Genomic DNA, 24,114 nt, shown 5'->3' with positions numbered 1-24,114 from the left:
CCGGCGCGGCGACGAGCGCCGCCCGCTTCACGACGACAGAGAGGGAGCGATCGTGCCGCTCGTCATCGCCATGGACGGTCCGTCCGGGTCGGGGAAGTCCAGCGCGTCCAAGGGCGTCGCCCGGGTGCTCGGGCTGCGCTACCTGGACACGGGCGCCATGTACCGCGCCATGACGTGGTGGATGCTGGAGAACGGCGTGCCGGTCGAGGACGGCGCCGCGGTCGCGGCCCGCGCGCAGGACCCGGTGATCGAGTCCGGCACCGACCCGGCGGCGCCGACGATCACGGTGGACGGGACGGACGTGTCCGGCCCGATCCGCACCCGCGCGGTGACGAACGCGGTCAGCGCGGTCAGTTCCGTCCCGGCGGTGCGCGCCCGGCTGGTGGAGCTCCAGCGCGAGATCATCGGGGCCGGCGGGATCGTGGTGGAGGGGCGCGACATCGGCACGGCCGTCGCGCCGGACGCGCCGGTCAAGGTGTTCCTGACGGCGAGCGCCGAGGTCCGCGCGGCGCGCCGCGCGAAGGACCTGGCCGCCGACCCGGGCGCGTCGGTGACGGTCACGCAGGCCGAGCAGGAGCGGCGGGACCGGCTGGACTCGACGCGCAAGGCCTCGCCGCTGGCCAAGGCGGCGGGCGCGCACGAGATCGACTCGACCGGGCTGAGCCTGGACGAGGTCATCGAGGCGGTCGTCCGCCTCGCCAAAGAGCATGAGTGAGCGGGCGGCCTGACGGCTCCCGCCGGGGAATGTGACAGTGAGCGATTTCGAGATCGAAACGGTGGACGCCGTCGAGGACGTCGACCAGGACGCGGGCCCGGCGCCGGTCGTGGCCGTGGTGGGGCGGCCGAACGTCGGCAAGTCCACCCTGGTCAACCGGATCCTCGGCCGCCGCGAGGCCGTCGTGGAGGACGTCCCGGGCGTGACCCGCGACCGGGTCGCCTACGACGCGGCGTGGAGCGGGCGCCGGTTCACCGTCGTCGACACCGGCGGCTGGCTGCCGGACTCCACCGGCCTGGCCGCGGCGATCGCCGAGCAGGCGCGGCTGGCGGTCGACCTGGCCGACGTGGTGATGTTCGTGGTGGACGCGACCGTGGGCGCCACGGACGTGGACGAGGCCGTGGTGGAGATCCTGCGCCGGTCCGGCAAGCCGGTGGTGCTGGTCGCCAACAAGGTCGACGACGTGGGCGCCGAGTCCGACGCGGCGCTGCTGTGGTCGCTCGGCATCGGCGAGCCGCACCCGGTCAGCGCCCTGCACGGGCGCGGCAGCGGCGACCTGCTCGACGCGGTGCTGGACGCGCTGCCCGAGGAGCCCCCGGCGGAGACGTTCGGCGAGGCCGGCGGGCCGCGCCGGGTCGCGCTGCTCGGCCGCCCGAACGTCGGCAAGTCGAGCCTGCTGAACAAGCTGGCGGGGGAGAACCGCGCCGTCGTGGACTCGGTGGCGGGCACGACCCGCGACCCGGTCGACGAGCTGATCGAGCTGGGCGGCAAGACGTGGCGGTTCATCGACACGGCCGGGATCCGGCGGCGGCACCGCGAGAACCAGGGCGCCGACTTCTACGCGACGCTGCGCACGCGGTCGGCGCTCGAGCGCGCCGAGGTCGCGGTCGTGCTGGTGGACGCCGACCAGCCGCTCGCCGAGCAGGACCTGCGGATCATCTCCATGGTGATCGAGTCGGGCCGGTCGCTGGTCATCGCCTACAACAAGTGGGACCTGCTGGACGAGGAGCGCCGCCACTACCTCGAGCGCGAGATCGACCGGCAGCTGCACAACGCGCGGTGGGCGCCGCGGGCGAACATCTCCGCCAAGACCGGGCGGCACATGGAGAAGCTGGTGCCGGCCATCGAGACGGCGCTGGACGGCTGGGGCACCCGCGTCCCGACGTCCAAGCTGAACCAGTTCTTCGCCGACCTGGTGAACTCGCATCCGCACCCGGTGCGGGGCGGCAAGCAGCCGCGCGTGCTGTTCGCGACGCAGGCGGGGGTGCGGCCGCCGCGGTTCGTGCTGTTCACGTCGGGCTTCCTGGAGGAGGGCTACCGGCGGTTCATCGAGCGGCGGCTGCGGGAGGAGTTCGGGTTCGACGGGACGCCCCTCGACATCACGATGAAGATCCGCGAGAAGCGCGGCAAGGGCAAGAAGTAGCCGAAATATCGCGCGCGGCCCGCCGGGGATCTTCCCCCGCCGGGCCGCCTCGTGGCAGGATGCACCTGCGGGGCGAGTAAGTCTTCCATTACTCGCTGTTTCCGCGACGGACGCGTTCGCACGTCCGGGCGGCCGGGTCTCCCCGGCGCCGGGACGCGGTCGAGGGGTGTGACGTGAAGCTCTTGCTGCTCATCGCCGTCGCCGTCGCCTGCGTGGCGCTCAGCTTCGCTTGGCGGGAGCCCTGGATCGGCGGCGTCGGCCTGGTGGTCGCCTTCGTCGCCATGTTCACCGACCGCGACGACGTGCGGCTCGACGACGAGCGCGGCAGCTACGAGACCACCAAGTCCGTCCGCAACATGCGCGGCCGGGGCCGCTAGCGTTCCCAGCGCGTGTCGCCCGCGACGTGCTGGTCGCCGGTCGGCGGCGGGGCCTGGCCGGGGTGGTTCTCCCGCGCGTAGCGCCCGTACACGAGCGGTTGCGTGGTGTTCGACCCGGGCGGTGGTTCGGGCTCGTCCAGCCGCCGTTCGCGGACGCCGACGACCGCGAACCTGCCGAGCGCGAGCGCCGCGAGGAACACGATCACGACGCCGAGGCCGGTGAAGCCGGCGAGCTGCTCGGCGATGCGCCGTCCCTCGCTCGCGCCGAGCGGGGCGCCGACGCCCGGGACGTTCCAGAGCGTGGCGAGGACGGGTCCGACGGCGAACCAGGCGCCGGCGAGCGCGGCCAGCCAGCCGCCGAACATCCCGACGGCGCGGTTGGCGCTGAACAGCAGGATCAGCCCGCCCAGCGCCGTGGCGGCTCCGGGGGCGATGCTGAGCTGCAGGCGGTCGGTGGTGTAGACCCAGGTGTCGTCCGGCGTGAATCCGAAGTGGAAGTAGGGGCCGACGAGGGGCAGCAGCGCGCCCCAGAGCCCCAGCAGGATCAGCAGGATGCCGCTGAGGACGCCCCGGGTGCGCGGAACTCGCATGGTCCCAGCCATGATCGATTCCTCCTGACCGGGAGTGTGATTCTGTTATCAGCAGCGTTTACCCGTTGGTAAGCGGTCCACACGGCCGGAAAGGAGGCGCCGCATGGACGACGGCGTCACCCTCGTTCACGCGCGGGAGGAGCCGCCGGACCGCTGGGACGCGGCCGTCTTCCTCGCGGGCCCCACGCCCCGGGCGCCCGGGGTCGCCTCGTGGCGGCCCGACGCCCACGCCGAGCTGCGGGAGCGCTGGCGCGGCGGACGGCTCGTGGTGTTCGACCCCGAGCACCGGGAGGGCCGCTACGACGACTACGACGGCCAGGTCGAGTGGGAGGAGCGCTGCCTGCACCTGGCCGACGAGGTCGTCTTCTGGGTGCCGCGCGACCTCGCGACCATGCCGGCCTTCACCACGAACGTGGAGTGGGGGATGTGGCACGACAGCGGCCGGGTGGTGTTCGGCGCGCCGCCGGAGGCGCCGAGGAACGGCTACCTGCTGCACTACGCGGAGAAGTCCGCGGTGCCGACGGCCTCCAGCCTGCCGGAGACGGTCGCGGCGGCGCTGCGCCGGATCGGCGCCGGCGCGCCCCGGGCCGGAGGGGAGCGCGAGGTTCCGCTGCTGCTGTGGCGGGACGCGGCGTTCCAGCGCTGGTACGCGGGCCAGCGGGGCGCGGGCAACGTGCTGCTCGGGGCGCGGATGGTGTTCCGGTTCGGGGCGCACTGGGGAGTGCGCGTCCGGGTCCGCGTGGCCGCGGAGGACCGGGTGAAGGACAACGAGATCGTCATCGGGCGGCCGGACATCTCGGCGGTCGTGCTGTACCGGCCCGGCGCGACGCTCGACGAGACGCGGGTGGTGCTCGTCCGGGAGTTCCGGAGCGCGGGCGCGGACGGGGCCGTCCACGAGCTGCCGGGCGGTTCCGGGCCGGGCGGCCCCCGCGAGGTGGCGCTCGCGGAGGTCGCCGAGGAGACGGGGCTGGCTCTGGAGCCCGGCCGGCTGCGCGAGCACCGCTCCCGGCAGGTGAACGCGACCCTGTCGGCGCACCGCGCGCACCTGTTCTCCGCCGAGGTCACCGCCGGCGAGCTGGAGCGGATCGGGGGCTCGGGCCCGCACGGGGTGGCGGCGGACGGTGAGCGCACCTACGTCGTGGTGGCCTCGTTCGGGCGGATCAGGCGGGAGGGGCTCGTGGACGCCGCCAACCTCGGAATGATCGCCGAGGCGCTGCTGGAGGCGCGCTGACTCAGCCGTCCAGGGCGTCGCGGACGAACGCGCCGAGCGCGGCGATCGCGGCGCGCGACTCGGGCAGGTACGGCCCGAACATCTGGAACACGTGCAGCTGCCGGTCCCACACCTGGAGCGTGACCGGCACCCCGGCCTCGGCGAGGCGCCGCGCCATCAGCTCGGAGTCGCAGTACAGAAGTTCGGTGGACCCGGCGGTGAGCAGGACGGGCGGCAGGCCCGCGAGGTCGGCGCGGACGGGGGAGATCGCCGGGTCGGCGAGGTCGAGGTGGCCGAGGAAGCCCTCGACGAGGCGTTCCAGCAGCGCCCCGGGGTCGGAGGGGTCCAGGCCCATGTTGGCGTGGGCGAGCTTTTCGGTCAGGTCCATGTCGAGCATGGGGGACAGGGCCGCGAGCGCCGCGGGCATGGGCAGCCCCTCCTCGCGGGCGCGCAGCGCCGTGGCGAACGTGAGGTGCCCGCCCGCCGAGTCGCCCATGACCACGATGCGCCCGGGGTCGATCCCCCGCTCCTCCAGCAGCCACCGGTAGGCGGTGACGCAGTCCTCGACCTCCCGCTCGAAGGGGACCGCGGGGATCATCCGGTAGTCCACCGACAGCGCCGTGGCGCCGGACGCGGCCGCGAACGAGGCGACCATCCGGCGGTGCGTGTTGAGGCCGCAGGAGATCCAGCCGCCGCCGTGCAGGTAGAGGATCGCCTTGTCGCGCGGCGGCTCGGCGCCGGGCGCGGACACCCACTCGGCGCCGAAGCCGTCGAAGCGGACCTTCTCCACGCGGATGCGCCGCGGCGTCCCGGCCCGCGCCGCGAGCCGGTCGATGAGCGCGGCGCGGCGCAGCGCCCGGTCGTCGAAGGGCTGGCCCGCGAACCGGGCGAGACCGGGGCGCACCAGCCGCCGGACGCCCGCCGAGACCGCCCGGGAGCGCAGGCTCGCCGTCCCGTGCCGTTCGATCACCAGGGTCGCGGGGCCTTGTGCCGTCACGGGTCCTCCTCGCCTCGGGGATGTAAGTAGATGGTGACATCCGCGGCGACCGGGAGGGAAGACGGGGCGCCTCTGCCGTACCTGCGAGGTGATTCAGGATGGAAGTATCGCTGTATCGAGTTACTTGTCGCTCTTCCCCTTGCATTTGCGACTCTCTAGGATTTGCGGGGTGACGACGTTCAGGATCAGCGAGGCCGCCGCGCTCCTCGGGGTCAGCGCGGACACCGTCCGCCGCTGGGTGGACGGCGGCCGGCTCCCGGCGTCCCGGGACGAGCACGGGCACCGGCGGGTGCCGGGGGCCGCGCTGGCCGCCTTCGTGCGCGACCAGGCGCGCGGCAACGGACCCTCCGACCAGGCCGAACGCTTCTCCTCGGCGCGCAACCGCCTGCGCGGGATCGTCACCGAGGTCATCCGGGACGGGGTGATGGCGCAGGTCGAGATCCAGGCGGGGCCGTTCCGCGTCGTGTCGCTGATGAGCCGCGAGGCGGCCGACGACCTCGGCCTGGAGGCGGGCGTGGTCGCCGACGCCGTCGTCAAGTCCACGAACGTCGTCGTCGAAGTCCCGGACCAGGGCTGAGGAGGCAGCGTGTTCAAGCGAACGGCGGCGGTGGCGGTGCTGTCGCTCACCGCCCTGGCCGGGTGCGGCGACGTCGCCGGCGAGGGCTCCTCCGGGACCGGGAGGCCGGGCGGCGGCGCGACCCTGACGGTGTTCGCGGCGGCCTCGCTCACCGAGGCGTTCACCGCGCTCGGGAAGACGTTCGAGGGCGCGCACCCGGGAGTGAGGGTCAGGTTCCAGTTCGGCGGCAGCTCGACGCTGGCGCAGCAGATCACGCAGGGCGCGCCGGCGGACGTGTTCGCGGCCGCGAGCCCCGCCACCATGAAGACGGTGACCGGCGCCGGGGACGCGCGGGGCGGCCCCCAGGTCTTCACCCGCAACCGCCTCGTCATCGCCGTCCCGAAGGGCGATCCCGGCAAGGTCGCGAAAGTGCGCGACCTCGGCAGGCCGGGGCTGAAGGTCGTCCTGTGCGCGGTGCAGGTGCCGTGCGGCGCCGCGGCCGAGACCGCCCTGGCCGCGGCCGGGGTCAGGGTCGAGCCGGTGTCGCGGGAGAAGGACGTCAAGGCCGTCCTCACGAAGGTGGGGCTGGGAGAGGCCGACGCCGGGCTCGTCTACCGCACCGACGTGAAGGCCGCCGGCGGCGAGGTCGCGGGCATCGAGTTCCCGGAGGCCGCCAAGGCGATCAACGACTACCCGATCGTCGAGGTCGCCAGGGCGCCGCACAGCGCGCTCGCCAAGGAGTTCATACAACTGGTGGTCGGCGGGCAGGGCAGGTCGGTGCTGAGCCGGGCGGGCTTCGAGGGTCCGTGACCCGGCCGGGGAGAGCGCCGCGGGAGGCGGACCGGCTGCCGGGCGGGCCGCCGTGGGTGCTGCTCGCGCCCGCGCTGCTCGGGCTCGCCTTCCTGGTGCTTCCGCTGGCCGGCCTGCTCGTCCGGGCGCCGTGGTCGACGCTCGGCACGCGCCTCCTGCAGGCACAGGTCCTGGAGGCGCTCCGGCTCTCGCTGCTCACCGCGACCCTCGCCACCTGCCTGTGCCTGCTCCTCGGCGTCCCGCTCGCCTGGACGCTCGCCCGGGTCCGCTTCCCCGGCGTCCGGCTCGTCCGGGCTCTGGTGACCGTGCCGCTGGTGCTGCCGCCGGTGGTCGGCGGCGTGGCGCTGCTGCTCGTGCTCGGACGACGCGGGCTTGTCGGCGGGTGGCTGGACCGCGCCTTCGGCCTCACGTTCCCGTTCACCACCGCCGGCGTCGTGCTCGCCGAGGCGTTCGTGGCGATGCCGTTCCTGGTGATCAGCGTGGAGGGCGCGCTGCGCGCCGCCGACCTGCGCTACGAGGAGGCGGCCGCCACGCTCGGCGCCGGCCGCTGGACGGTCTTCCGGCGGGTCACGCTGCCACTGGTGGCGCCGGGCGTCGCGGCCGGGGCGATCCTGTGCTGGGCGCGGGCGCTCGGGGAGTTCGGGGCGACGATCACGTTCGCGGGCAACTTCCCCGGCCGGACGCAGACGATGCCGCTCGCGGTGTACCTGGCGCTGGAGACCGATCCGCAGGCGGCGATCGTGCTCAGCCTCGTCCTGCTCGCCGTGTCGGTCGCCGTCCTCGCCGCGCTCCGGGACCGGTGGGTGGGCGGCGCGAGATGAGCGGTCCCCGGGGGCTGGACGCGCGGCTGGTCGTCCGCCGGGCCGCGTTCGACCTCGATCTCGCGCTCACGGCGGGGGCGGGCGAGGTCGTGGCCCTGCTCGGCCCGAACGGCGCGGGCAAGAGCACCGCTCTGCGCGCCCTGGCGGGGCTCGTGCCGACGGCGGGCGGGCACGTCCGGGTGGACGGCGCGGACCTGCGGCCGCTGCCGCCCGACCGCCGCGGCATCGGCATGGTCTTCCAGGACTACCTGCTGTTCCCGCACCTCACGGCGCTGGACAACGTCGCGTTCGGGCCGCGCTGCCGGGGCGCCGGGCGCCGGGCCGCGCGGCGGATCGCCGCGGACTGGCTGGAGCGGGTGGGGCTCGCCGAGCACGCGTCCGCGCGCCCGCGGGCCCTGTCGGGCGGGCAGGCGCAGCGGGTGGCCCTCGCCCGCGCGCTGGCCGTCGATCCGCGCCTGCTGCTGCTGGACGAGCCGCTCGCGGCGCTCGACGCGCACACCCGGCTGGAGATCAGGGCCGCGCTGCGCCGCCACCTCGCCGGGTTCGGGGGCGCCGCCGTGCTCGTCACGCACGACCCGCTGGACGCCATGGTCCTCGCCGACCGGCTCGTCGTCGTCGAGGGCGGCCGGCTCGTCCAGCAGGGGACCCCCGCCGACGTCGCGCGCCGGCCCCGCACCGACTACGTCGCGCGCCTGGTCGGGCTGAACCTGTACCGGGGCAGGGCCGAGAGGGGCACGGTCGCCCTCGGTGACGGCGCTGCGACCCTCGACACTGTCGACTCGCTCGAAGGTGAGGTGTTTCTCGCCTTCGCGCCATCGTCGGTCGCGCTGTACCGGACCCGCCCCGACGGCAGCCCGCGCAACCTCTGGCGCACGCGTGTCGGCGCGGTCGAACGGCACGGGGACCGCGTCCGGGTGCGGCTGTCCGGCCCGCCTTTCGACGCCGTAGCGGACGTCACTCCGGCGGCCGTCGCGGAGCTCGGACTGTCGGAGGGCAGCCCCGTATGGGCCGCCGTGAAGGCCACCGAGACCCACGTTTACCCAGCTTGAACGCCTCCGCGCCGTCCGGAGGGCGGATGCGGCGGTCGATGCCGTCGACCAGTGATATCCCTCACAGAACCGGGCATCATGCCCCAAAAGTGGACGTGATTGGTCCAGACCAAATGGCAAAAACGACGGGTCTTGTTCATCATGCAAAGATCCTGCGAACAGCTGAAGGAGACGCCCCGTGTCCAACCAGGTCCCCGGCCTCGACCAGGCCCCTACCGGCCACACCGAACTGATTGAGTGGGTACGCGGGATCGCCGAGCTGACCGGGCCCGACCGGGTCGAGTGGTGTGACGGCTCGGAGGAGGAGTGGGAACGGCTCACCGGCCTCCTCGTCGAGCAGGGCACCCTGACGCGGCTCGACCCCGCCAAACGGCCCAACAGCTTCCACGCGGCCTCCGACCCCACCGACGTCGCCCGCGTCGAGGACAGGACGTTCATCTGCTCCGAGAAGCAGGAGGACGCCGGTCCCACCAACAACTGGATCGCGCCCGCCGAGATGCGCGAGACCCTGGGCGGCCTCTTCGAGGGCTGCATGAAGGGCCGCACCATGTACGTGGTGCCGTTCTGCATGGGCCCGCTCGGAGGCAACATCTCGCAGCTGGGCGTGGAGATCACCGACTCCGCCTACGTCGCCGTGTCCATGCGGATCATGACGCGGATGGGCGAGGGCGCGCTGCGCCTCATCGAGGAGCGCGGGTCGTTCGTCCGGGCCGTCCACTCCGTCGGCGCCCCCCTGGAGCCGGGCCAGGAGGACGTCAAGTGGCCGTGCAACTCCACCAAGTACATCACCCACTTCCCCGAGACCCGGGAGATCTGGTCCTACGGGTCCGGGTACGGCGGCAACGCGCTGCTCGGCAAGAAGTGCTACGCGCTGCGCATCGCCTCGACGATGGCCCGCGACGAGGGCTGGATGGCCGAGCACATGCTCGTGCTGAAGCTGACGCCGCCCACCGGTGAGACCCGCTACGTCGCCGCCGCGTTCCCGTCGGCGTGCGGCAAGACCAACCTCGCCATGCTGGAGCCGACCATCCCCGGATGGAAGGTCGAGACGATCGGCGACGACATCGCCTGGATGCGCTTCGGCGACGACGGCCGCCTCTACGCCATCAACCCCGAGGCGGGGTTCTTCGGCGTCGCGCCCGGCACCGGCGAGAGCACCAACGCCAACGCGGTCAAGACGCTGTGGGGCAACAGCATCTTCACGAACGTCGCCCTCACCGACGACGGCGACGTGTGGTGGGAGGGCCTCACCGACGAGCCGCCCGCGCACCTGACCGACTGGAAGGGCAACGACTGGACGCCGGACTCCGAGAGCCCGGCCGCCCACCCGAACGCCCGCTTCACCACCCCGGCCGGGCAGTGCCCGATCATCGCCGACGAGTGGGAGGACCCGAAGGGCGTCCCGATCTCGGCGATCCTGTTCGGCGGCCGCCGCGCCTCCGCCGTCCCGCTGGTCACCGAGTCGTTCGACTGGCAGCAGGGCGTGTTCCTCGGCGCCAACGTCGCGTCCGAGAAGACCGCCGCCGCCGAGGGCACCGTCGGCGAGCTGCGCCGCGACCCGTTCGCCATGCTGCCGTTCTGCGGCTACAACATGGGCGACTACTTCGGCCACTGGCTGGAGATCGGCAAGGCGACCGACCCGGAGAAGCTCCCGCGGATCTACTACGTCAACTGGTTCCGCAAGAACGCCGACGGCAGGTTCATCTGGCCGGGCTTCGGCGAGAACAGCCGCGTGCTGAAGTGGATCGTCGAGCGCCTCAACGGCAAGGCCGACGCGGTCAAGTCCCCGATCGGGCACCTGCCGACCAGGGAGGCGCTCGACACCGAGGGCCTCGACATCGACGACGCCGACCTGGAGACGCTGCTGTCGGTCGACACCGAGGTGTGGAAGCAGGAGGCCGCCCTCGTGCCGGAGTTCTTCGAGAAGTTCGGCGACCACACGCCGAAGGCGCTGTGGGACGAGTACCACGACCTGGTGCGCCGCCTGGAGCACTGACGCGCGGCGGTGCCGGGCCACCGGCCTGGGCCCGTGGGCCGGTCGCGAACTTTGCGAAGTCCGCGACCGGCCTTTGCGTTTCCCGCGAGGGGCGGAGACGGACACTGGAGGAGGTTCCGTCCCCGGGGGGAGGCCGGCATGTTCGATCTGATGACCCGCCACTGGTGGGTGCTCGCGCTGCGCGGCACGTTCGCGATCATCTTCGGCGTCGTCGCCTGGGTGTGGCCCGGCATCACCGTCTTCGCGCTGGTGGTGCTGTTCGGCGCGTACGCCCTCGTGGACGGCGTGTTCGCGGTGGCGCAGGCGATCCGCGGCACGTCCGGCGGGCCGCGCGGCCTGCTGGCCCTGTCGGGGGCCGCGGGGGTCGCGCTCGGCATCGCGGCGCTGGTGTGGCCCGGCATCACCGCGTTCGTCCTGCTCCTGCTGATCGCCGCCTGGGCGGTCGCCACCGGCGTGCTGGAGATCGGGGTCGCGCTCGCGATGCGCAAGGAGCTCAAGGGCGAGTGGGCGTACGTGCTCACCGGCGCCGTCTCGCTGATCTTCGGGATCATGCTGTTCGCGTGGCCCGTCTCCGGCGCGATCGCCATCGTCTGGCTGATCGGGCTGCTGGCCATCCTGACCGGCGCCGCCATGATCGGCGCGGCGTTCCGGCTGCGCCGGCTCGGCCAGGCCGCCGAGCGCCCGGGCGGGCCGAGCCCGGCCGCCCAGTACCGGCCGGGCCCCCATTACTGACCTGGCCTCCGGCCGCCCCGGCCAACCTCAAGCACGGTTGAGGGACGCGTAGGATCCGGTGCATGACGCGGCTGGAGCACCGGGTGCACGAACTCACCGTCGGGCAGCTCGCCGAGCGGAGCGGCGTGGCCGTCTCGGCGCTGCACTTCTACGAGTCCAAGGGACTGATCAAGAGCCGCCGCACGGCGGGCAACCAGCGGCGGTTCAGCCGCGACACGCTCCGCCGGGTCTCGTTCATCAAGGTCTCGCAGCGCGTCGGGATCCCGCTCGGCGAGATCCGCGACGCGCTCGCCACCCTCCCCGAGGAGCGCACCCCCACGGTGGCGGACTGGGCGCGCCTCTCGGAGAGATGGCGCGGCGACCTCGACGCGCGCATCCGGCAGCTCGAACGGCTGCGCGACGACCTCACCGACTGCATCGGCTGCGGCTGCCTGTCGATCAGCAGGTGCGCCCTCGCCAACCCCTACGACCGGCTCGGCGACGAGGGGCCGGGACCGCGCCGCCTGCTCGTGCCGGCAGGCGCCGGAGAGCCCGCGCCCCGCCCGGCGGACGGGACGCGGGCCTCCGGGGCGGACGGCTGCGCGAGCGTCTGCGCCCCGGGGAGCGACCCCGCCTAGCGGCGGCGGGGATCGCGCCCGTGCGGGTCGATGCGCCGCGGGGCCGGCTCCCGCCCCGTCGGCTGCGTCACCGGCGGGCGCACCGGGATCTGCTCGATCGGCAGCTCGACGGGCTCGTCGGCGAGCGTGAACCGCTCGCCGTGGTGCCACAGCGTGAGGCCCCGGCCGTCCAGCAGCTCGTAGCGGGCCGCCTCACCCGTCACGCTGACCTTGATCCGGTTGCCCCGGTACCGCATCCGGAACGCCAGCCGGCTGATCCCGCCGGGCAGCCGCGGCGCGAACCGCAGCGTGCCCCTGCCCGCCCGCATCCCGCCGAACCCGGCGACCAGGCCGCTCCACGCGCCCGCCATCGAGGCGATGTGCAGCCCGTCGCGGGTGTTGTGGTTCAGGTCGTGCAGGTCCATCAGCGCGGTCTCGCCGAGGTAGTCGTGCGCCAGCTCCAGCTGGCCGACCTCGGCGGCGACGACCGCCTGCGTCTGCGCCGACAGCGAGGAGTCGCGGACGGTCAGGCCCTCGTAGTAGGCGAAGTCGCGCTCCTTCTGCTCGTCGGTGAACGCGTCGCCGCACAGGTGCAGGGCGAGCACCAGGTCGGCCTGCTTGACCACCTGCTTGCGGTAGAGGTCGAAGTAGGGGTAGTTCAGCAGCAGCGGGTAGTGGTCGGGTTTGGTGGCCGAGAAGTCCCAGCGGGCGTGGTTGGTGAAGCTCTCGCTCTGCGGATGGACGCCGAGCCGCTCGTCGTAGGGGATGAGCATCGCCGCCGCCGCGTCCCGCCACGACGCCGCCTCCTCGGCGTTCACGCCGAGCCGGTCGGCCACGTCCGGGTGGCGCATCGCCGTCTCGGCGGCCTCCTGGAGGTTCCGGCGCGCCATCAGGTTGGTGTAGACGTTGTTGTCGACCACCGCGCTGTACTCGTCGGGGCCGGTGACCCCGTCGATGCGGAACACCCCGCCCACGTCGTGGTGGCCGAGGCTCCGCCACAGCCGGGCCGTGTGGACCAGGATGTCCAGGCCGATCTCCCGCTCGAACTGCTCGTCCTGCGTGGCGTCCACGTACCGGACGACGGCGTCGGAGATGTCGGCGTTGATGTGGAACGCCGCGGTGCCGGCGGGCCAGTAGCCCGAGCACTCGTGCCCGCGGATCGTCCGCCACGGGAACGTCGCACCCTCCAGGCCGAGCTGGTTGGCACGGTCCCGGGCCAGCGGCAGCGTCATGTGCCGCCAGCCGAGGGCGTCCGCCGCGGCGCCGGGGGAGGTGTAGGTGAGGACCGGCAGCACGAACGTCTCGGTGTCCCAGAACGTGTGCCCGTCGTAGCCCGGCCCGGTCAGCCCCTTGGCCGGGATCATGCGGCGCTCCGCGCGGGCGCCCGCCTGCAGGACGTGGAACAGCCCGAACCTGACCGCCTGCTGGATCTCGGCGTCCCCGTCGACCTCGACGTCGGCGCCCTCCCAGAACTCGTCGAGGTACTCGCGCTGCTCGTCCAGCAGGCCCTGCCAGCCGGTCTGCCGCGCGCCCGCGAGCGCCCCGACCACCTGGTCGTGCAGCGCGGGACGCGACCGCCGGCTCGACCAGCCGTAGGAGATGTACTTGACGATGCGCAGCCGCTGCCCCGGCTCCAGCCGCGTCGCGACCGTCAGGCGCCCCACGTCCTTGGAGCTCTCGGTGTCGATCGCCATCGACTCCGGGCCCTCGATGTCGTGCGACATCCCGGCGGCCATCCGCAGGCCGCTCTGCCGCGTCCGGTGCAGCAGCAGCACCTTGGTGCCGTTGGCGACGTGCTCCTCGCCGACGAGCGGGCTGCTCAGGATCGCCGACTCGCGCGGGTCCTTGCCGCCGCCGGGCAGGGCCTCGTTGGCCACCAGCTCCGACTGGGCGACGACCCGGACCGCCTCGTCGACCGGCTCGACCTCGTAGCAGATCGCCGCGACGGCGCGCTGGGTCAGCGACACCATCCGGACCGAGGTCACCTTGATCGTCCGGTCGGCCGGGGAGGTCCACTCCACGTGCCGGGTCAGCGTCCCCGCGCGCATGTCGAGGATCCGCTCGTGGTGGTGCAGCCGGCCGTAGCGCACGTCGAGCGGCTCGTCGTCGACGAGCAGCCGGATCACCTTGCCGTTGGTGACGTTGATGACCGTCTGGCCCATCTCGGGGTAGCCGTAGGCGGTCTCGGCGTGCGGCAGGGGGCGCTGCTCGTAGAAGGAGTTCAGGTAGGTGCCGGGGAGCCCGTGGGGCTCGCCCTCGTCGAGGTTGCCGCGCAGTCCGACATGCCCGTTGGAGAGGGCGAACACCGACTCGGTCTGGGCCAGCCGGTCCAGCCGCAGCTCCGGCTCCCGCACGCACCACGGCTCCACCGAGAACACCGGCCGGTCGGCCCCGGCCTGGCCTTCGTGCGTGCTCACGGCGCCTCCAGCAGCTCGGACAGGTCGTCGACCACCACGTCGGCGCCGTGCTCGGCGAGCGCCTTCGCGTGCTCGTCGCCGACCCGGTTGACGCCGACCACGTAGGCGAACGCTCCGGCCCGGCCCGCCTGGACGCCGGCGAGGGCGTCCTCGAAGACCACCGCCTCGCGGGCCGGGACGCCCAGCTCCTCGGCGCCCGCGAGGAACGTGTCGGGGGCGGGCTTGCCGGGCAGGTTCCGCTCCGCCGCGACGACGCCGTCGACGCGCGCGTCGAACAGGTCGGTGATGCCGGCCGTCCGCAGGACCTGGACGGTGTTGGCGCTGGAGGAGACCACGGCCGTCTTCAGCCCCGCCTCCCGCGCCTTGCGGACGTAGTCGATCGACCCGTCGAACGTCTCGACGCCCTTCTCCTCGATGAGCTTCAGGACCAGGGCGTTCTTGCGGTTCCCGAGGCCCCTGACGGTCTCCTTCTCGGGCGGGTCGTCCGGATCGCCTTCGGGAAGGGAGATGCCACGCGACTCCAGGAACGAGCGCGTCCCGTCCTCGCGCCTCTTGCCGTCGACGTACCGGCCGTAGTCGCGCACGGGGTCGAACTCGGTGAACGCCTCACCGGTCCGCTCCGCCCGCTCGCGCAGGTAGCCGTCGAACATCTCCTTCCACGCCGCCGCGTGAACGGCCGCGGTCCGGGTCAGCACCCCGTCGAGATCGAAAAGACACGCGGCCGCCTCGTCCGGCAGTCCCAGCATCGCACCCCCAGGTAGATGGCAGTATCGATAGTGATCCTTAACGCGCGGCCCTTTCCCGCGCCGGGCGCGGGCATGCGGGCCCGGGCGCTCGAACGGGGGGATCATGAGCCGCGTACAACCCCTTGGTCAGGGTCGCACACGAGGAGGAGTGAGCCAATGCAGAAGGCGCGAATCGGTGTCACCGGGCTGGCGGTGATGGGGCGGAACCTGGCCCGCAACCTCGCCCGGCACGGGCATCCCGTGGCCGTGCACAACCGCACGTCGGCCAGGACCAAGGCGCTGGTGGAGGAGTTCGGCGGCGAGGGGACGTTCCTGCCCGCGGAGACGCCGGAGCGGTTCGTGGAGTCGCTGGAGCGGCCCCGGCGGCTGGTCGTCATGGTGAAGGCGGGCGGCCCGACCGACGCGGTCATCGACGAGTTCGCCCCGCTGCTGGAGCCCGGCGACATGATCGTCGACGGCGGCAACGCGAACTTCGCCGACACCCGCCGCCGCGAGGCCGCGCTGCGCGAGCGCGGGATCCACTTCGTCGGCACCGGCGTCTCCGGCGGCGAGGAGGGCGCGCTGCACGGCCCGAGCATCATGCCGGGCGGCTCCGCCGAGTCCTACGAGGCGCTCGGCCCGCTGCTGGAGGACATCTCCGCCAAGGTCGACGGGACGCCGTGCTGCACGCACGTCGGCCCCGACGGCGCCGGGCACTTCGTGAAGATGGTGCACAACGGTATCGAGTACGCCGACATGCAGCTGATCGCCGAGGCCTACGACCTGCTGCGGCACGCCGCCGGGCTCGCGCCCGCCGAGATCGCCGAGGTGTTCCGCACCTGGAACACCGGCCGCCTGGAGTCCTACCTGATCGAGATCACGGCCGAGGTCCTCGCGCACACCGACGCGTCGACCGGCAAGCCGTTCGTGGACGTCGTGCTGGACCAGGCCGAGCAGAAGGGCACCGGCCGCTGGACCGTGCAGACCGCCCTCGACCTCGGCGTCCCCGTCGGCGGCATCGCCGAGGCCGTGTTCGCCCGGTCCGTCTCCGGCCACGCCGCGCTGCGCGAGGCCGCCCGCGGCCTGCCCGGGCCGTCCCGCACGGTCATGGCGGGCTCCGGCTTCGCCGACGCCGTGGAGAAGGCCCTGTACGCCTCCAAGATCGTGGCGTACGCGCAGGGGTTCCACGAGATCCAGGCGGGCAGCGCCGAGTACGGATGGAACATCGACCTCGGCGCGATGGCCACCATCTGGCGCGGCGGCTGCATCATCCGGGCCCGGTTCCTGGACCGCATCCGCGCCGCCTACGAGGCCGACCCGGAGACGCCGACGCTGCTGACCGACGACCACTTCGCCGAGGCCGTGGGCGACGCCCAGGGCGCCTGGCGCGAGGTGGTCGCCGCCGCCGCGCACATCGGCGTCCCCGCGCCCGGCTTCTCCACCGCCCTGGCCTACTACGACTCGCTGCGCGCCGACCGCCTGCCGGCCGCGCTCACCCAGGGGCAGCGCGACTTCTTCGGCGCCCACACCTACCGCCGCACGGACCGCGACGGCTCCTTCCACACCCTCTGGGGCGGCGACCGCACCGAGGTGGGCGCCTGACGGTCAGCCCTTCCGCCACTCCGGGGACTTCAGAGCCCCCGCGGCCTGCGGCCCCATGAGCCCGAGGCCGCCGTCCACGAACAGCGACGCGCCCGTCACGTAGGAGGCCTCCGGGCTCGCCAGGAAGGCGATCGCCTCCGCGACCTCCCCGGCGTGCCCGGGCCGCGCCAGCGGGTATCCCGCCCGGCTCTCCGGCTCGGGCGGCCGGTCGTGCTGCCCGGTCATCGGCGTCGCGATCTCTCCGGGCGCCACCGTGTTGACGGTGATCCCGTGCTCGGACAGCTCCAGGGCCAGCACCCGGGCGAGCATCTTCAGCCCGCCCTTGGCGGCGCAGTACGGCCCGGCCCCGACCCGCGGGTACTCCTCGTGGACGCTGGTCACGTTGACGATGCGGCCGCCCTCGCCCCGGCCCGCCATCCGCCGGGCGGCCCGCTGCGAGCACAGGAACGCCCCGTCCAGGTCGACCGAGACGACCTCGCGCCACTCCTCGAAGCCCATGTCGAGCAGGTGCCGCATACTGCCCGTCCCGGCGTTGTTGACCAGCACCCCGAGCCCGCCGAGCTCGTCGGCCAGCTCGTCGACGGCCCCGGCCGCCCGCACCGGGTCGGTCAGGTCGTGCCGCCGGACGGCCGCCCGCCGCCCCTCGCCCTCGACCTCCCGCGCCGTCCCCTCGGCCCCTTCCCGGTCGGACCGGTAGGTGATGCCGACATCGAACCCCCTGCGGGCCAGCGCGACCGCGGTCGCCTTCCCGATGCCCGAGTCGGCACCCGTGACGACGGCGACGCGGTCGTAGCTCACGGCTCCTCGTCCGGGTCCAGCTCCACCCCGGCGATCGGGTCGCCGCCGCGGGTCCCGCTCTCGGCGTCCCCCTCGTATCCCTCGTCGGCGCTCTCGCTGCCCGGGACGACCCGCTCGTGCGGCTGGTCCTCCAGTCCGGAACTGGCACCCGGGCCCCGGTCCTCCGGCTCCTTCTTGTCCATCCGCTCGGCTCCTCTCGCGTTCCTCGATTCGTTCAGCCCTTTGTTGCCGCTCGGTCCGTCCCTAATCACCGCGCGGGCGCTCCGGCCTTAAGGTCATGGGGTGGAGATACCGGGGGTCGACGAGATCCGGGCGCTGCACGAGCGGTACGCGCCAGGGGAAGCGGCGTTCGAGGCCGTGTGGACGCACTGCGTCATCGTGAGCGAGATCGCCGAGCGGATCATGGACGGGGCGGGTCTCGCGGTCGACGCGGACCTCGTGCGGGCCGGGTGCCTGCTGCACGACCTCGGCGTCTACCGGCTGTTCGGCCCGTCCGGGACGATCGACTACAGCGGCTACGTCCGGCACGGGGTGCTCGGTCACGAGATCCTCCGGGAGGAGGGGTTCCCAGAGGAGATCTGCCGGTTCTGCTCGTGCCACACCGGGGTGGGGCTGACCAGGGAGGACATCGCGCGGCAGCGGCTTCCGGTGCCCGCCGGCGACTACGTGGCCGTGACCGGCGAGGAGCGGCTCGTCATGTACGCCGACAAGTTCCACAGCAAGACCGATCCGCCGACCTTCGTGTCCGCCGCCGCCTACGCCGTCCGCGTCCGGCGGTTCGGGGAGGAGAAGGTCTCCGTGTTCGAGGCGATGCGGGAGTCCTTCGGGGAGCCCGATCTCGAACCCCTCATGGCGAAGTACGGCCACGGGCTGGTCTAGGACGGGGGCCGCGTCCGGCGCGGGCAGTGGGTGATCGGGGGCAGGATGGAGGGGTGAGCCTTATCGATGAGCTTCCCTCCGGAAACGACACCGACGCCGACTCGCTGTTCGAGGCGTTCGAACGGTGGGTGTCGGGGCGCGGGATCACGCTGTACCCCGCCCAGGAGGAGGCGCTCATCGAGGTGGTGTCCGGCGCGAACGTGATCCTCTCCACGCCGACCGGGTCGGGCAAGAGCCTGGTGGCGGCGGGGGCGCTGTTCGCCGGGCTCGGCCGGGACCAGGTCGGGTTCTACACCGCGCCGATCAAGGCGCTGGTGTCGGAGAAGTTCTTCGACCTGTGCGAGATGTTCGGGCGCGACAACGTCGGGATGATGACCGGCGACGCCAGCGTGAACGCGGACGCGCCGATCATCTGCTGCACGGCCGAGGTGCTGGCGAACATCGCGCTCAGGGACGGCGCGGACGCCGACATCGGCGTGGTCGTGATGGACGAGTTCCACTTCTACGCCGAGCCCGAGCGGGGCTGGGCGTGGCAGATACCGCTGCTGGAACTGCCGCAGACCCAGTTCCTCCTCATGTCGGCCACCCTCGGGGACGTCTCGTTCTTCCAGAAGGACCTGACGCGGCGGACGGGACGTCCGACGGCCCTGGTGACGTCGGCGGAGCGGCCCGTGCCCCTCATCTACGACTACCGGGTGACGCCGCTGCACGAGACGATCGAGGAGCTGCTCGCCGAGCAGAAGGCGCCGATCTACCTGGTGCACTTCACGCAGGCGGCGGCGATCGAGCGGGCGCAGGCGCTGATGAGCATCAACGTGTGCACCAAGGCGGAGAAGGCGCGGATCGCCGAGCTGATCGGCAACTTCCGGTTCACCACGAAGTTCGGGCGCAACCTGTCGCGGTTCGTCCGGCACGGCATCGGGGTCCACCACGCCGGGATGCTGCCCAAGTACCGGCGGCTGGTGGAGCGCCTCGCGCAGGCGGGCCTGCTGAAGGTCATCTGCGGGACCGACACCCTGGGGGTGGGGGTGAACGTCCCCATCAGGACCGTCGTGTTCACCGCGCTCAGCAAGTACGACGGGCACCGGGTGCGGCGGCTCAGGGCGCGGGAGTTCCACCAGATCGCCGGACGGGCGGGACGGGCCGGGTTCGACACGGTCGGGTTCGTCGTCGCGCAGGCGCCCGAGCACGTGGTGGAGAACGAGAAGGCGCTGGCCAAGGCCGGCGACGACCCGAAGAAGCGGCGGAAGGTCCAGCGCAAGAAGCCGCCGGAGGGGTTCGTCGGCTGGGACGAGGACGTCTTCAACAAGCTGCAGGAGGCCGAGCCGGAGATGCTCCGGTCCCGGTTCCAGGTCAGCCACGCGATGCTGCTGTCGGTGATCGCGCGGCCGGGCAACGCGTTCCAGGCCATGAAGCGGCTGCTGACCGACAACCACGAGGAGCCCGCGGCGCGGCGCAGGCACATCTCCCGCGCCATCGCGATCTACCGTTCGCTGCTCGCGGGCGGCGTCGTCGAGGTGCTGCCGGAGCCGGACGACGCCGGCCGGTACGCGCGCATCACCGTCGACCTCCAGGAGGACTTCGCGCTCAACCAGGCGCTGTCGACGTTCGCGCTCGCGGCCTTCGAGATCCTCGACCCGGCGTCGCCGTCGTACGCGCTGGACGTGCTGTCGGTGATCGAGGCGACGCTGGAGGACCCGCGGCAGATCCTGGCCGCGCAGGTCAACAAGGCGCGGGGCGAGGCCGTCCAGGAGATGAAGGCCGAGGGCATCGAGTACGAGGAGCGGATGGAGCTGCTCCAGGACGTCGACCACCCGAAGCCGCTGGAGGACGTGCTCGGCGCCGCCTACGAGGTGTACCGGGCCGGGCACCCCTGGGTCGGCGACCACCCGCTGCGCCCGAAGTCGGTCGTGCGCGACATGTACGAGCGGGCGATGACGTTCACCGAGTACATCGGCCACTACGAGCTGGCGCGGGGCGAGGGGCTCGTCCTGCGGTACCTGTCGGGGGCCTACAAGGCGCTGCAGCAGACCGTCCCTGAGTCGATCAAGACCGACGACCTGATCGACCTGATCGAGTGGCTGGGCGAGCTGGTCCGGCAGGTTGACTCCAGCCTGCTGGACGAGTGGGAGCAGCTCGCCAACCCCGCCGCCGAGGACCTGGACGAGCCGATCGAGGAGCGCGTCACCAAGGTCACCGCGAACGCGCGGGCGTTCCGGGTGCTGGTGCGCAACGCGATGTTCCGCCGGGTGGAGCTGGCGGCGCTGGAGCGCTACGGCGAGCTCGGCGCGCTGGACCCCGACTTCGGCGCCGACGCCTGGGCGCAGGCCATGGACCGCTACTTCGAGGAGCACGACGAGCTGCTCACCGGGGCCGACGCGCGGGGGCCGAAGCTGCTGCAGATCGAGGAGGTCCCGGAGGACGCGCTGTGGCGCGTCCGGCAGGTCTTCGACGACCCGGAGGGGCACCACGACTGGGGCGTCAGCGCCGAGGTCGACCTCGCGGGCTCCGACCAGGAGGGCGAGGCCGTCGTCCGGGTGACCGGCGTCGACAGGATGTAGGAGGACGTATGGTGCGGGTCGCGGTGGCGCAGTTCGCGCCCGGAACCGACAAGGACGAGAACCTGGCGGCGATCGGCGGCCTGGCCGCCGAGGCGGCCGGGCAGGGCGCGCGGGTCGTGGTGCTGCCCGAGTTCTCCATGTTCACCGCGCCGAAGATGGACCGGCGTTTCGTCGACTCGGCCGAGCCCCTGGACGGCCCGTTCGTGGCCGGGCTCGGCGAGCTGGCACGGCGCCACGGCGTCCACGTCGTCGCGGGGGTGAACGAGCGGCTGGACGACCCGGACCGCATCTCCAACACGCTCGTCGCCGTCGCCCCCGGCGGGGGCGTCGTCGCCGAGTACCGCAAGATCCACCTGTACGACGCGTTCGGGTACGAGGAGTCGGCGCTGGTGCGGCCCGGCGAGATCGGCGAGCCGCGGACCTTCGCCGTCGACGGCGTCACGTTCGGGATGCAGACCTGCTACGACGTCCGGTTCCCCGAGGTGACGCGGCGGATCGTGGACGCGGGTGCCGACGTCCTGGCGCTGCCCGCCGAATGGGTGCCGGGGCCGCTCAAGGAGGACCACTGGCGGACGCTGGTGCGGGCGCGCGCGATCGAGAACACGATCTACGTGGCGGCCGCCGACCAGTGCGCCCCGACCGGCGCGGGCAACAGCATGGTCGTCGACCCGATGGGCGTCGTCGTGGCCGCGCTGGGGGAGGGGACCGGGGTCGTGTCCGGGGACGTCTCGCCCGAGCGCGTCAAGGCCGTCCGCGCGAAGAACCCGGCCCTCGACCTGCGCCGCTTCACCGTGACCCCGGCCGGGGGCTAGAGGGCCCCGGCCGCGAAGTCCGGCGTGACCGGGAAGTCCTCCGGCGCGAGGTGCGGCGGTGGATGTCGGCCTTGTCTGTGTTGGTCGAGAAAATCGCCCTGCGCGCGCGGCGCCGCCCCTAGCCAAGGTATCGAGCTGGCAACGGTTGCGGCGCGTCTCCGTGTCCGGACGGGTGCGCAGCGTGACCATCGTGGGGTGCGCCTTTCTTCCAGCCTTCCGCCCGCCGGGTTCACCCGCGGCGAGCCCCGGCCGCCCTTCCGCCGCCCGAGCCGCCTGTCGGCGGTCGTCGCGGCGCTCGCCCTCGCCGTGGGGCTGTTCCTCGTCATCGCCTACGGGTCGACGCGGGTCGCGCCGGCCCGTCCGGCGGACGCCGTCACCACGCCGGCGCCGTCCGCCACGCCTTCGCCCGCCTCGACGCCGCCGCCGGGACGGGACGTGGCGGAGCCCCGCGCGAACCCGTCCCGCCACCACGCCGGGAAGAGGAAGCGGGCCCACCGCCGCGAGCACGCGGCCGCCTCGCCGCGCCGGCACCACCGCCCGGTGCGGCGGCACCACAGGCCCGCGGCGCGAAAGCCGCCGCGGGCCCGCCACGCCCCGTCGTGGGTCTCGGGCGAGTGCAAACGGCGCTTCCCCTACGACCCCGCCCGCGGTGCCGCCTGCGTCGGCGCCCTGACCGGCGCCTTCGGCTGACCGGGCGGTCAGGCCGCCTTGGAGGCCAGCAGCCGGCTCACCTCGGCGCGCAGCTCCTCGACGTCCACCCCGGCCTCGGCGGCGAGCCGCACCGACGGGAAGTCGCCGTCGTGCAGGACGCCGAGCAGGACGTGACCGCTGCGGATCTCCTTCTGGCCGAGCCGGAGGGCGTGCCGCAGGCTCAGCTCCAGCGCCTTCTTGGCCTGCGGCGTGAAGGGGATGTGGCCCCGGCGGAACCGGCCGCTCTTCCCGGCCGGCGCGTCGAGGGCGCCCTCGCCGAAGCTCTGCTCGGTGGCCTCGCGGACGGCGTCCAGGTCGATTCCGATGCTGCGCAGGGCGTCGGGGTCGAGGTCGTCGCCGCCCGCGCGGTTGAGGCGGACGATCCGGGCCCGCAGGTCGTCCGGACTGAGCCCGTGCTCGCGCAGCACGCGTCCGACGGCGTTCTCGGCTCCCGCCAGGGCGAGCAGGACGTGCTCGGTGCCGATGCGGCTGTCGCGCAGCGCCCGCGCCTCGGCCTGGGCCCCGGTGACCGTCTGCCGCGCGTCCGCGGTGAAACGCTCGAACATCCTCTACTGCTCCTTCTTGAGTAGGCGGCGGCCGGAGCCGTGCTTCTTGTGGACGGCCTGCCGGCTCACGCCGAGGCAGACCGCGATCTCCTGCCAGGACCAGCCCTGGTCGCGGGCGCTGGCGACCTGCAGCGCCTCCAGCCTCTCGGCCAGCTCGCGCAGCGCGCGCACGGCCCGCAGTCCCACCGCGGGGTCCCGGCTGCTCGCCTCCTGGGCGAGCGTCACTCCGTCGCTCATGGCTGTCAATGTAGGTTGACATCGAGGGCATGTCAACCAATGTTGACGCTTTCGGGAGTCAGCGCACGGCCAGCAGCGTGGTGAGCAGGTCGTCCAGGCTGACCAGGCCGGCGACGCGGCCGTCCGGCGCGACGGCGAGACCGAGGTGGCTGTGCCCCGCCTTGAGGACGGCGACCGCCTCGCCCACGGGTGTGCCGACCGGCATCGCCGGAACGGGGTGCGCCAGGTCCCCGGCGGGGGTGGCGCGGCCCCGCGCGCGGGCCACGAAGGCGTCCCGGACGTGCACCATGCGGGCCTGCCCCGGCCGCCCGCCGCCCCGCAGCATGAGCCGGATGTGGCCCGTACGGGCGGATGCGTCGATGACCTCCTGCGGCGTCGCGGACGGGGGGACCGACACGATGTCGGAGACCGGCACCACGAGGCCGGCCAGCGGGGCGCGCGGAGCGTCCAGGGCGGCGGTGAGCAGCGTCAGCTCGGTCTGGCCGATCAGCCCCAGCCTCCGCGACTCCTGGGCGATGCTGCGCAGCTGCTCGGGGGTGCGCGACACCTCCCGCGAGTCGGCGGGGCGGACGCCCACCAGCCGCAGAAGGAGGTTCGTCGCGCCGTTCAGCGCCGCCAGCACCGGGCGCACCATGGTGGCGAACGCGCGGAAGGGCAGGCCGAGCACGCTCGCCGAGCGCTCCGGGTCGGCGATCGCCCACGACTTCGGCGCCATCTCCCCGATGACCATGTGGAGGAACGTCACGAGCGCCAGAGCCAGGACGAACGCGACGGCGTGCGCCGCGCCCTCCGGCAGCCCGGCGGCGTGGAACAGCGGCGTGAGGGTCCCCGCGAACACCGGCTCGGACACCAGGCCGAGGCCGAGCGAGCACATCGTGATGCCGAGCTGCGCGCCCGCGAGGGTCACCGACAGCTCGTCGATCCCCGCGACGGCCGCGCCCGCCCCCCGCCCGCC

At 73.3% G+C, this 24,114-nt stretch carries 25 protein-coding genes; 16 read left to right on the top strand and 9 right to left on the bottom strand.

Annotation, left to right across the window (positions count from 1 at the left end; translation table 11 throughout):
- Positions 1–52: 52 nt before the first annotated feature.
- The 3 genes from cmk to AB0K37_RS20715 all read left to right on the top strand — a co-directional run bounded on the left by cmk (position 53) and on the right by AB0K37_RS20715 (position 2,515).
- Positions 53–715, top strand: coding sequence for a (d)CMP kinase (cmk, locus tag AB0K37_RS20725; RefSeq protein WP_363983422.1), 663 nt, complete (start codon positions 53–55; stop codon positions 713–715).
- A gap of 37 nt (positions 716–752) precedes the next feature.
- Positions 753–2,138: a ribosome biogenesis GTPase Der gene (gene der, locus AB0K37_RS20720; RefSeq protein WP_363983419.1), complete on the top strand. Its 1,386-nt coding sequence runs from the start codon at positions 753–755 to the stop codon at positions 2,136–2,138.
- A 173-nt stretch (positions 2,139–2,311) separates the two neighbouring features.
- On the top strand, positions 2,312–2,515 hold the full coding sequence (locus AB0K37_RS20715) for a hypothetical protein (protein ID WP_363983416.1): 204 nt from the start codon (positions 2,312–2,314) through the stop codon (positions 2,513–2,515).
- On the opposite strand, the gene AB0K37_RS20710 is transcribed toward AB0K37_RS20715, so the two are convergent.
- The gene (locus AB0K37_RS20710) at positions 2,512–3,117 is read right to left on the bottom strand and encodes a hypothetical protein (RefSeq protein ID WP_363983413.1); all 606 of its coding nucleotides are present in this window, start codon (positions 3,115–3,117) and stop codon (positions 2,512–2,514) included. The genes AB0K37_RS20715 and AB0K37_RS20710 overlap by 4 nt on opposite strands.
- Positions 3,118–3,208: 91 nt before the next feature.
- Between AB0K37_RS20710 and AB0K37_RS20705 the strand changes: the two genes are divergently transcribed.
- Positions 3,209–4,336: a nucleoside 2-deoxyribosyltransferase domain-containing protein gene (locus AB0K37_RS20705; RefSeq protein ID WP_363983410.1), complete on the top strand. Its 1,128-nt coding sequence runs from the start codon at positions 3,209–3,211 to the stop codon at positions 4,334–4,336.
- Between the two features lies 1 nt (position 4,337).
- On the opposite strand, the gene AB0K37_RS20700 is transcribed toward AB0K37_RS20705, so the two are convergent.
- Positions 4,338–5,312 (bottom strand): alpha/beta hydrolase, encoded by a 975-nt coding sequence (locus AB0K37_RS20700; RefSeq protein WP_363983407.1) that lies wholly within the window; start codon positions 5,310–5,312, stop codon positions 4,338–4,340.
- Positions 5,313–5,481: 169 nt separating this feature from the next.
- Here AB0K37_RS20700 and AB0K37_RS20695 point away from each other — a divergent pair, with 169 nt between their 5' ends.
- The 7 genes from AB0K37_RS20695 to soxR all read left to right on the top strand — a co-directional run bounded on the left by AB0K37_RS20695 (position 5,482) and on the right by soxR (position 11,893).
- Positions 5,482–5,889 carry a helix-turn-helix domain-containing protein gene (locus AB0K37_RS20695; RefSeq protein WP_363983404.1) on the top strand — a complete coding sequence of 136 codons (408 nt, stop codon included), beginning with the start codon at positions 5,482–5,484 and terminating at the stop codon, positions 5,887–5,889.
- A 9-nt stretch (positions 5,890–5,898) separates the two neighbouring features.
- Positions 5,899–6,678, top strand: a complete 780-nt coding sequence (modA, locus tag AB0K37_RS20690; protein ID WP_363983401.1) for a molybdate ABC transporter substrate-binding protein — start codon at positions 5,899–5,901, stop codon at positions 6,676–6,678.
- The gene (gene modB / locus AB0K37_RS20685; RefSeq protein WP_363983398.1) at positions 6,675–7,499 is read left to right on the top strand and encodes a molybdate ABC transporter permease subunit; all 825 of its coding nucleotides are present in this window, start codon (positions 6,675–6,677) and stop codon (positions 7,497–7,499) included. Before modA ends, modB begins: the two co-directional genes overlap by 4 nt.
- Positions 7,496–8,548 carry an ABC transporter ATP-binding protein gene (locus tag AB0K37_RS20680; protein ID WP_363983395.1) on the top strand — a complete coding sequence of 351 codons (1,053 nt, stop codon included), beginning with the start codon at positions 7,496–7,498 and terminating at the stop codon, positions 8,546–8,548. The genes modB and AB0K37_RS20680 overlap by 4 nt, the downstream gene beginning before the upstream one ends.
- Before the next feature lie 178 nt (positions 8,549–8,726).
- Complete coding sequence (locus tag AB0K37_RS20675; RefSeq protein WP_363983392.1) at positions 8,727–10,544, top strand: phosphoenolpyruvate carboxykinase (GTP); 1,818 nt, start codon at positions 8,727–8,729, stop codon at positions 10,542–10,544.
- 138 nt (positions 10,545–10,682) lie between these two features.
- Positions 10,683–11,276, top strand: a complete 594-nt coding sequence (locus AB0K37_RS20670) for an HdeD family acid-resistance protein (protein ID WP_363983389.1) — start codon at positions 10,683–10,685, stop codon at positions 11,274–11,276.
- A 62-nt stretch (positions 11,277–11,338) separates the two neighbouring features.
- Complete coding sequence (gene soxR, locus AB0K37_RS20665; protein ID WP_363983386.1) at positions 11,339–11,893, top strand: redox-sensitive transcriptional activator SoxR; 555 nt, start codon at positions 11,339–11,341, stop codon at positions 11,891–11,893.
- Here soxR and AB0K37_RS20660 read toward each other — a convergent pair.
- Together AB0K37_RS20660 and AB0K37_RS20655 are read right to left on the bottom strand one after the other, a co-directional pair.
- Entirely contained in the window at positions 11,890–14,289 is a 2,400-nt protein-coding gene (locus AB0K37_RS20660; RefSeq protein ID WP_363983383.1) for a glycosyl hydrolase family 65 protein, read from the bottom strand. The genes soxR and AB0K37_RS20660 overlap by 4 nt on opposite strands.
- Positions 14,286–15,035: a beta-phosphoglucomutase family hydrolase gene (locus tag AB0K37_RS20655; protein WP_363983380.1), complete on the bottom strand. Its 750-nt coding sequence runs from the start codon at positions 15,033–15,035 to the stop codon at positions 14,286–14,288. The genes AB0K37_RS20660 and AB0K37_RS20655 overlap by 4 nt, the downstream gene beginning before the upstream one ends.
- 156 nt (positions 15,036–15,191) lie before the next feature.
- Between AB0K37_RS20655 and gndA the strand changes: the two genes are divergently transcribed.
- Positions 15,192–16,616 (top strand): NADP-dependent phosphogluconate dehydrogenase, encoded by a 1,425-nt coding sequence (gene gndA, locus AB0K37_RS20650; RefSeq protein ID WP_363983377.1) that lies wholly within the window; start codon positions 15,192–15,194, stop codon positions 16,614–16,616.
- A gap of 3 nt (positions 16,617–16,619) precedes the next feature.
- Here gndA and AB0K37_RS20645 read toward each other — a convergent pair whose 3' ends face one another.
- Complete coding sequence (locus tag AB0K37_RS20645; protein WP_363983374.1) at positions 16,620–17,414, bottom strand: SDR family oxidoreductase; 795 nt, start codon at positions 17,412–17,414, stop codon at positions 16,620–16,622.
- Positions 17,411–17,596, bottom strand: a complete 186-nt coding sequence (locus AB0K37_RS20640; protein WP_363983371.1) for a hypothetical protein — start codon at positions 17,594–17,596, stop codon at positions 17,411–17,413. The genes AB0K37_RS20645 and AB0K37_RS20640 overlap by 4 nt, the downstream gene beginning before the upstream one ends.
- A gap of 100 nt (positions 17,597–17,696) precedes the next feature.
- On the opposite strand from AB0K37_RS20640, the gene AB0K37_RS20635 reads away from it, so the two are divergent.
- The 4 genes from AB0K37_RS20635 (at position 17,697) to AB0K37_RS20620 (ending at position 22,356) form a co-directional block, all read left to right on the top strand.
- Positions 17,697–18,293 (top strand): HD domain-containing protein, encoded by a 597-nt coding sequence (locus AB0K37_RS20635; protein ID WP_363983368.1) that lies wholly within the window; start codon positions 17,697–17,699, stop codon positions 18,291–18,293.
- A gap of 53 nt (positions 18,294–18,346) precedes the next feature.
- The gene (locus tag AB0K37_RS20630) at positions 18,347–20,854 is read left to right on the top strand and encodes a DUF3516 domain-containing protein (protein ID WP_363983365.1); all 2,508 of its coding nucleotides are present in this window, start codon (positions 18,347–18,349) and stop codon (positions 20,852–20,854) included.
- Positions 20,855–20,862: 8 nt separating this feature from the next.
- Entirely contained in the window at positions 20,863–21,666 is an 804-nt protein-coding gene (locus tag AB0K37_RS20625; RefSeq protein ID WP_363983362.1) for a carbon-nitrogen hydrolase family protein, read from the top strand.
- A 195-nt stretch (positions 21,667–21,861) separates the two neighbouring features.
- The gene (locus tag AB0K37_RS20620) at positions 21,862–22,356 is read left to right on the top strand and encodes a hypothetical protein (RefSeq protein WP_363983359.1); all 495 of its coding nucleotides are present in this window, start codon (positions 21,862–21,864) and stop codon (positions 22,354–22,356) included.
- Between the two features lie 8 nt (positions 22,357–22,364).
- Here AB0K37_RS20620 and AB0K37_RS20615 read toward each other — a convergent pair whose 3' ends face one another.
- The 3 genes from AB0K37_RS20615 to AB0K37_RS20605 form a co-directional block, all read right to left on the bottom strand.
- Positions 22,365–22,922 carry a Clp protease N-terminal domain-containing protein gene (locus tag AB0K37_RS20615; RefSeq protein ID WP_363983355.1) on the bottom strand — a complete coding sequence of 186 codons (558 nt, stop codon included), beginning with the start codon at positions 22,920–22,922 and terminating at the stop codon, positions 22,365–22,367.
- 3 nt (positions 22,923–22,925) lie between these two features.
- On the bottom strand, positions 22,926–23,159 hold the full coding sequence (locus AB0K37_RS20610) for a helix-turn-helix domain-containing protein (RefSeq protein WP_179278852.1): 234 nt from the start codon (positions 23,157–23,159) through the stop codon (positions 22,926–22,928).
- Positions 23,160–23,217: 58 nt separating this feature from the next.
- On the bottom strand, positions 23,218–24,114 hold an 897-nt coding region (locus AB0K37_RS20605), incomplete at its 5' end, for a CNNM domain-containing protein (RefSeq protein ID WP_363983351.1).

Origin of the sequence: Actinomadura sp. NPDC049753, assembly GCF_040674655.1 — a bacterium.
Taxonomy (GTDB): domain Bacteria; phylum Actinomycetota; class Actinomycetes; order Streptosporangiales; family Streptosporangiaceae; genus Spirillospora; species Spirillospora verrucosospora.
Note: the sequence above shows the minus strand (reverse complement) of the source record. Positions and strands in the feature narration are given on the sequence as shown.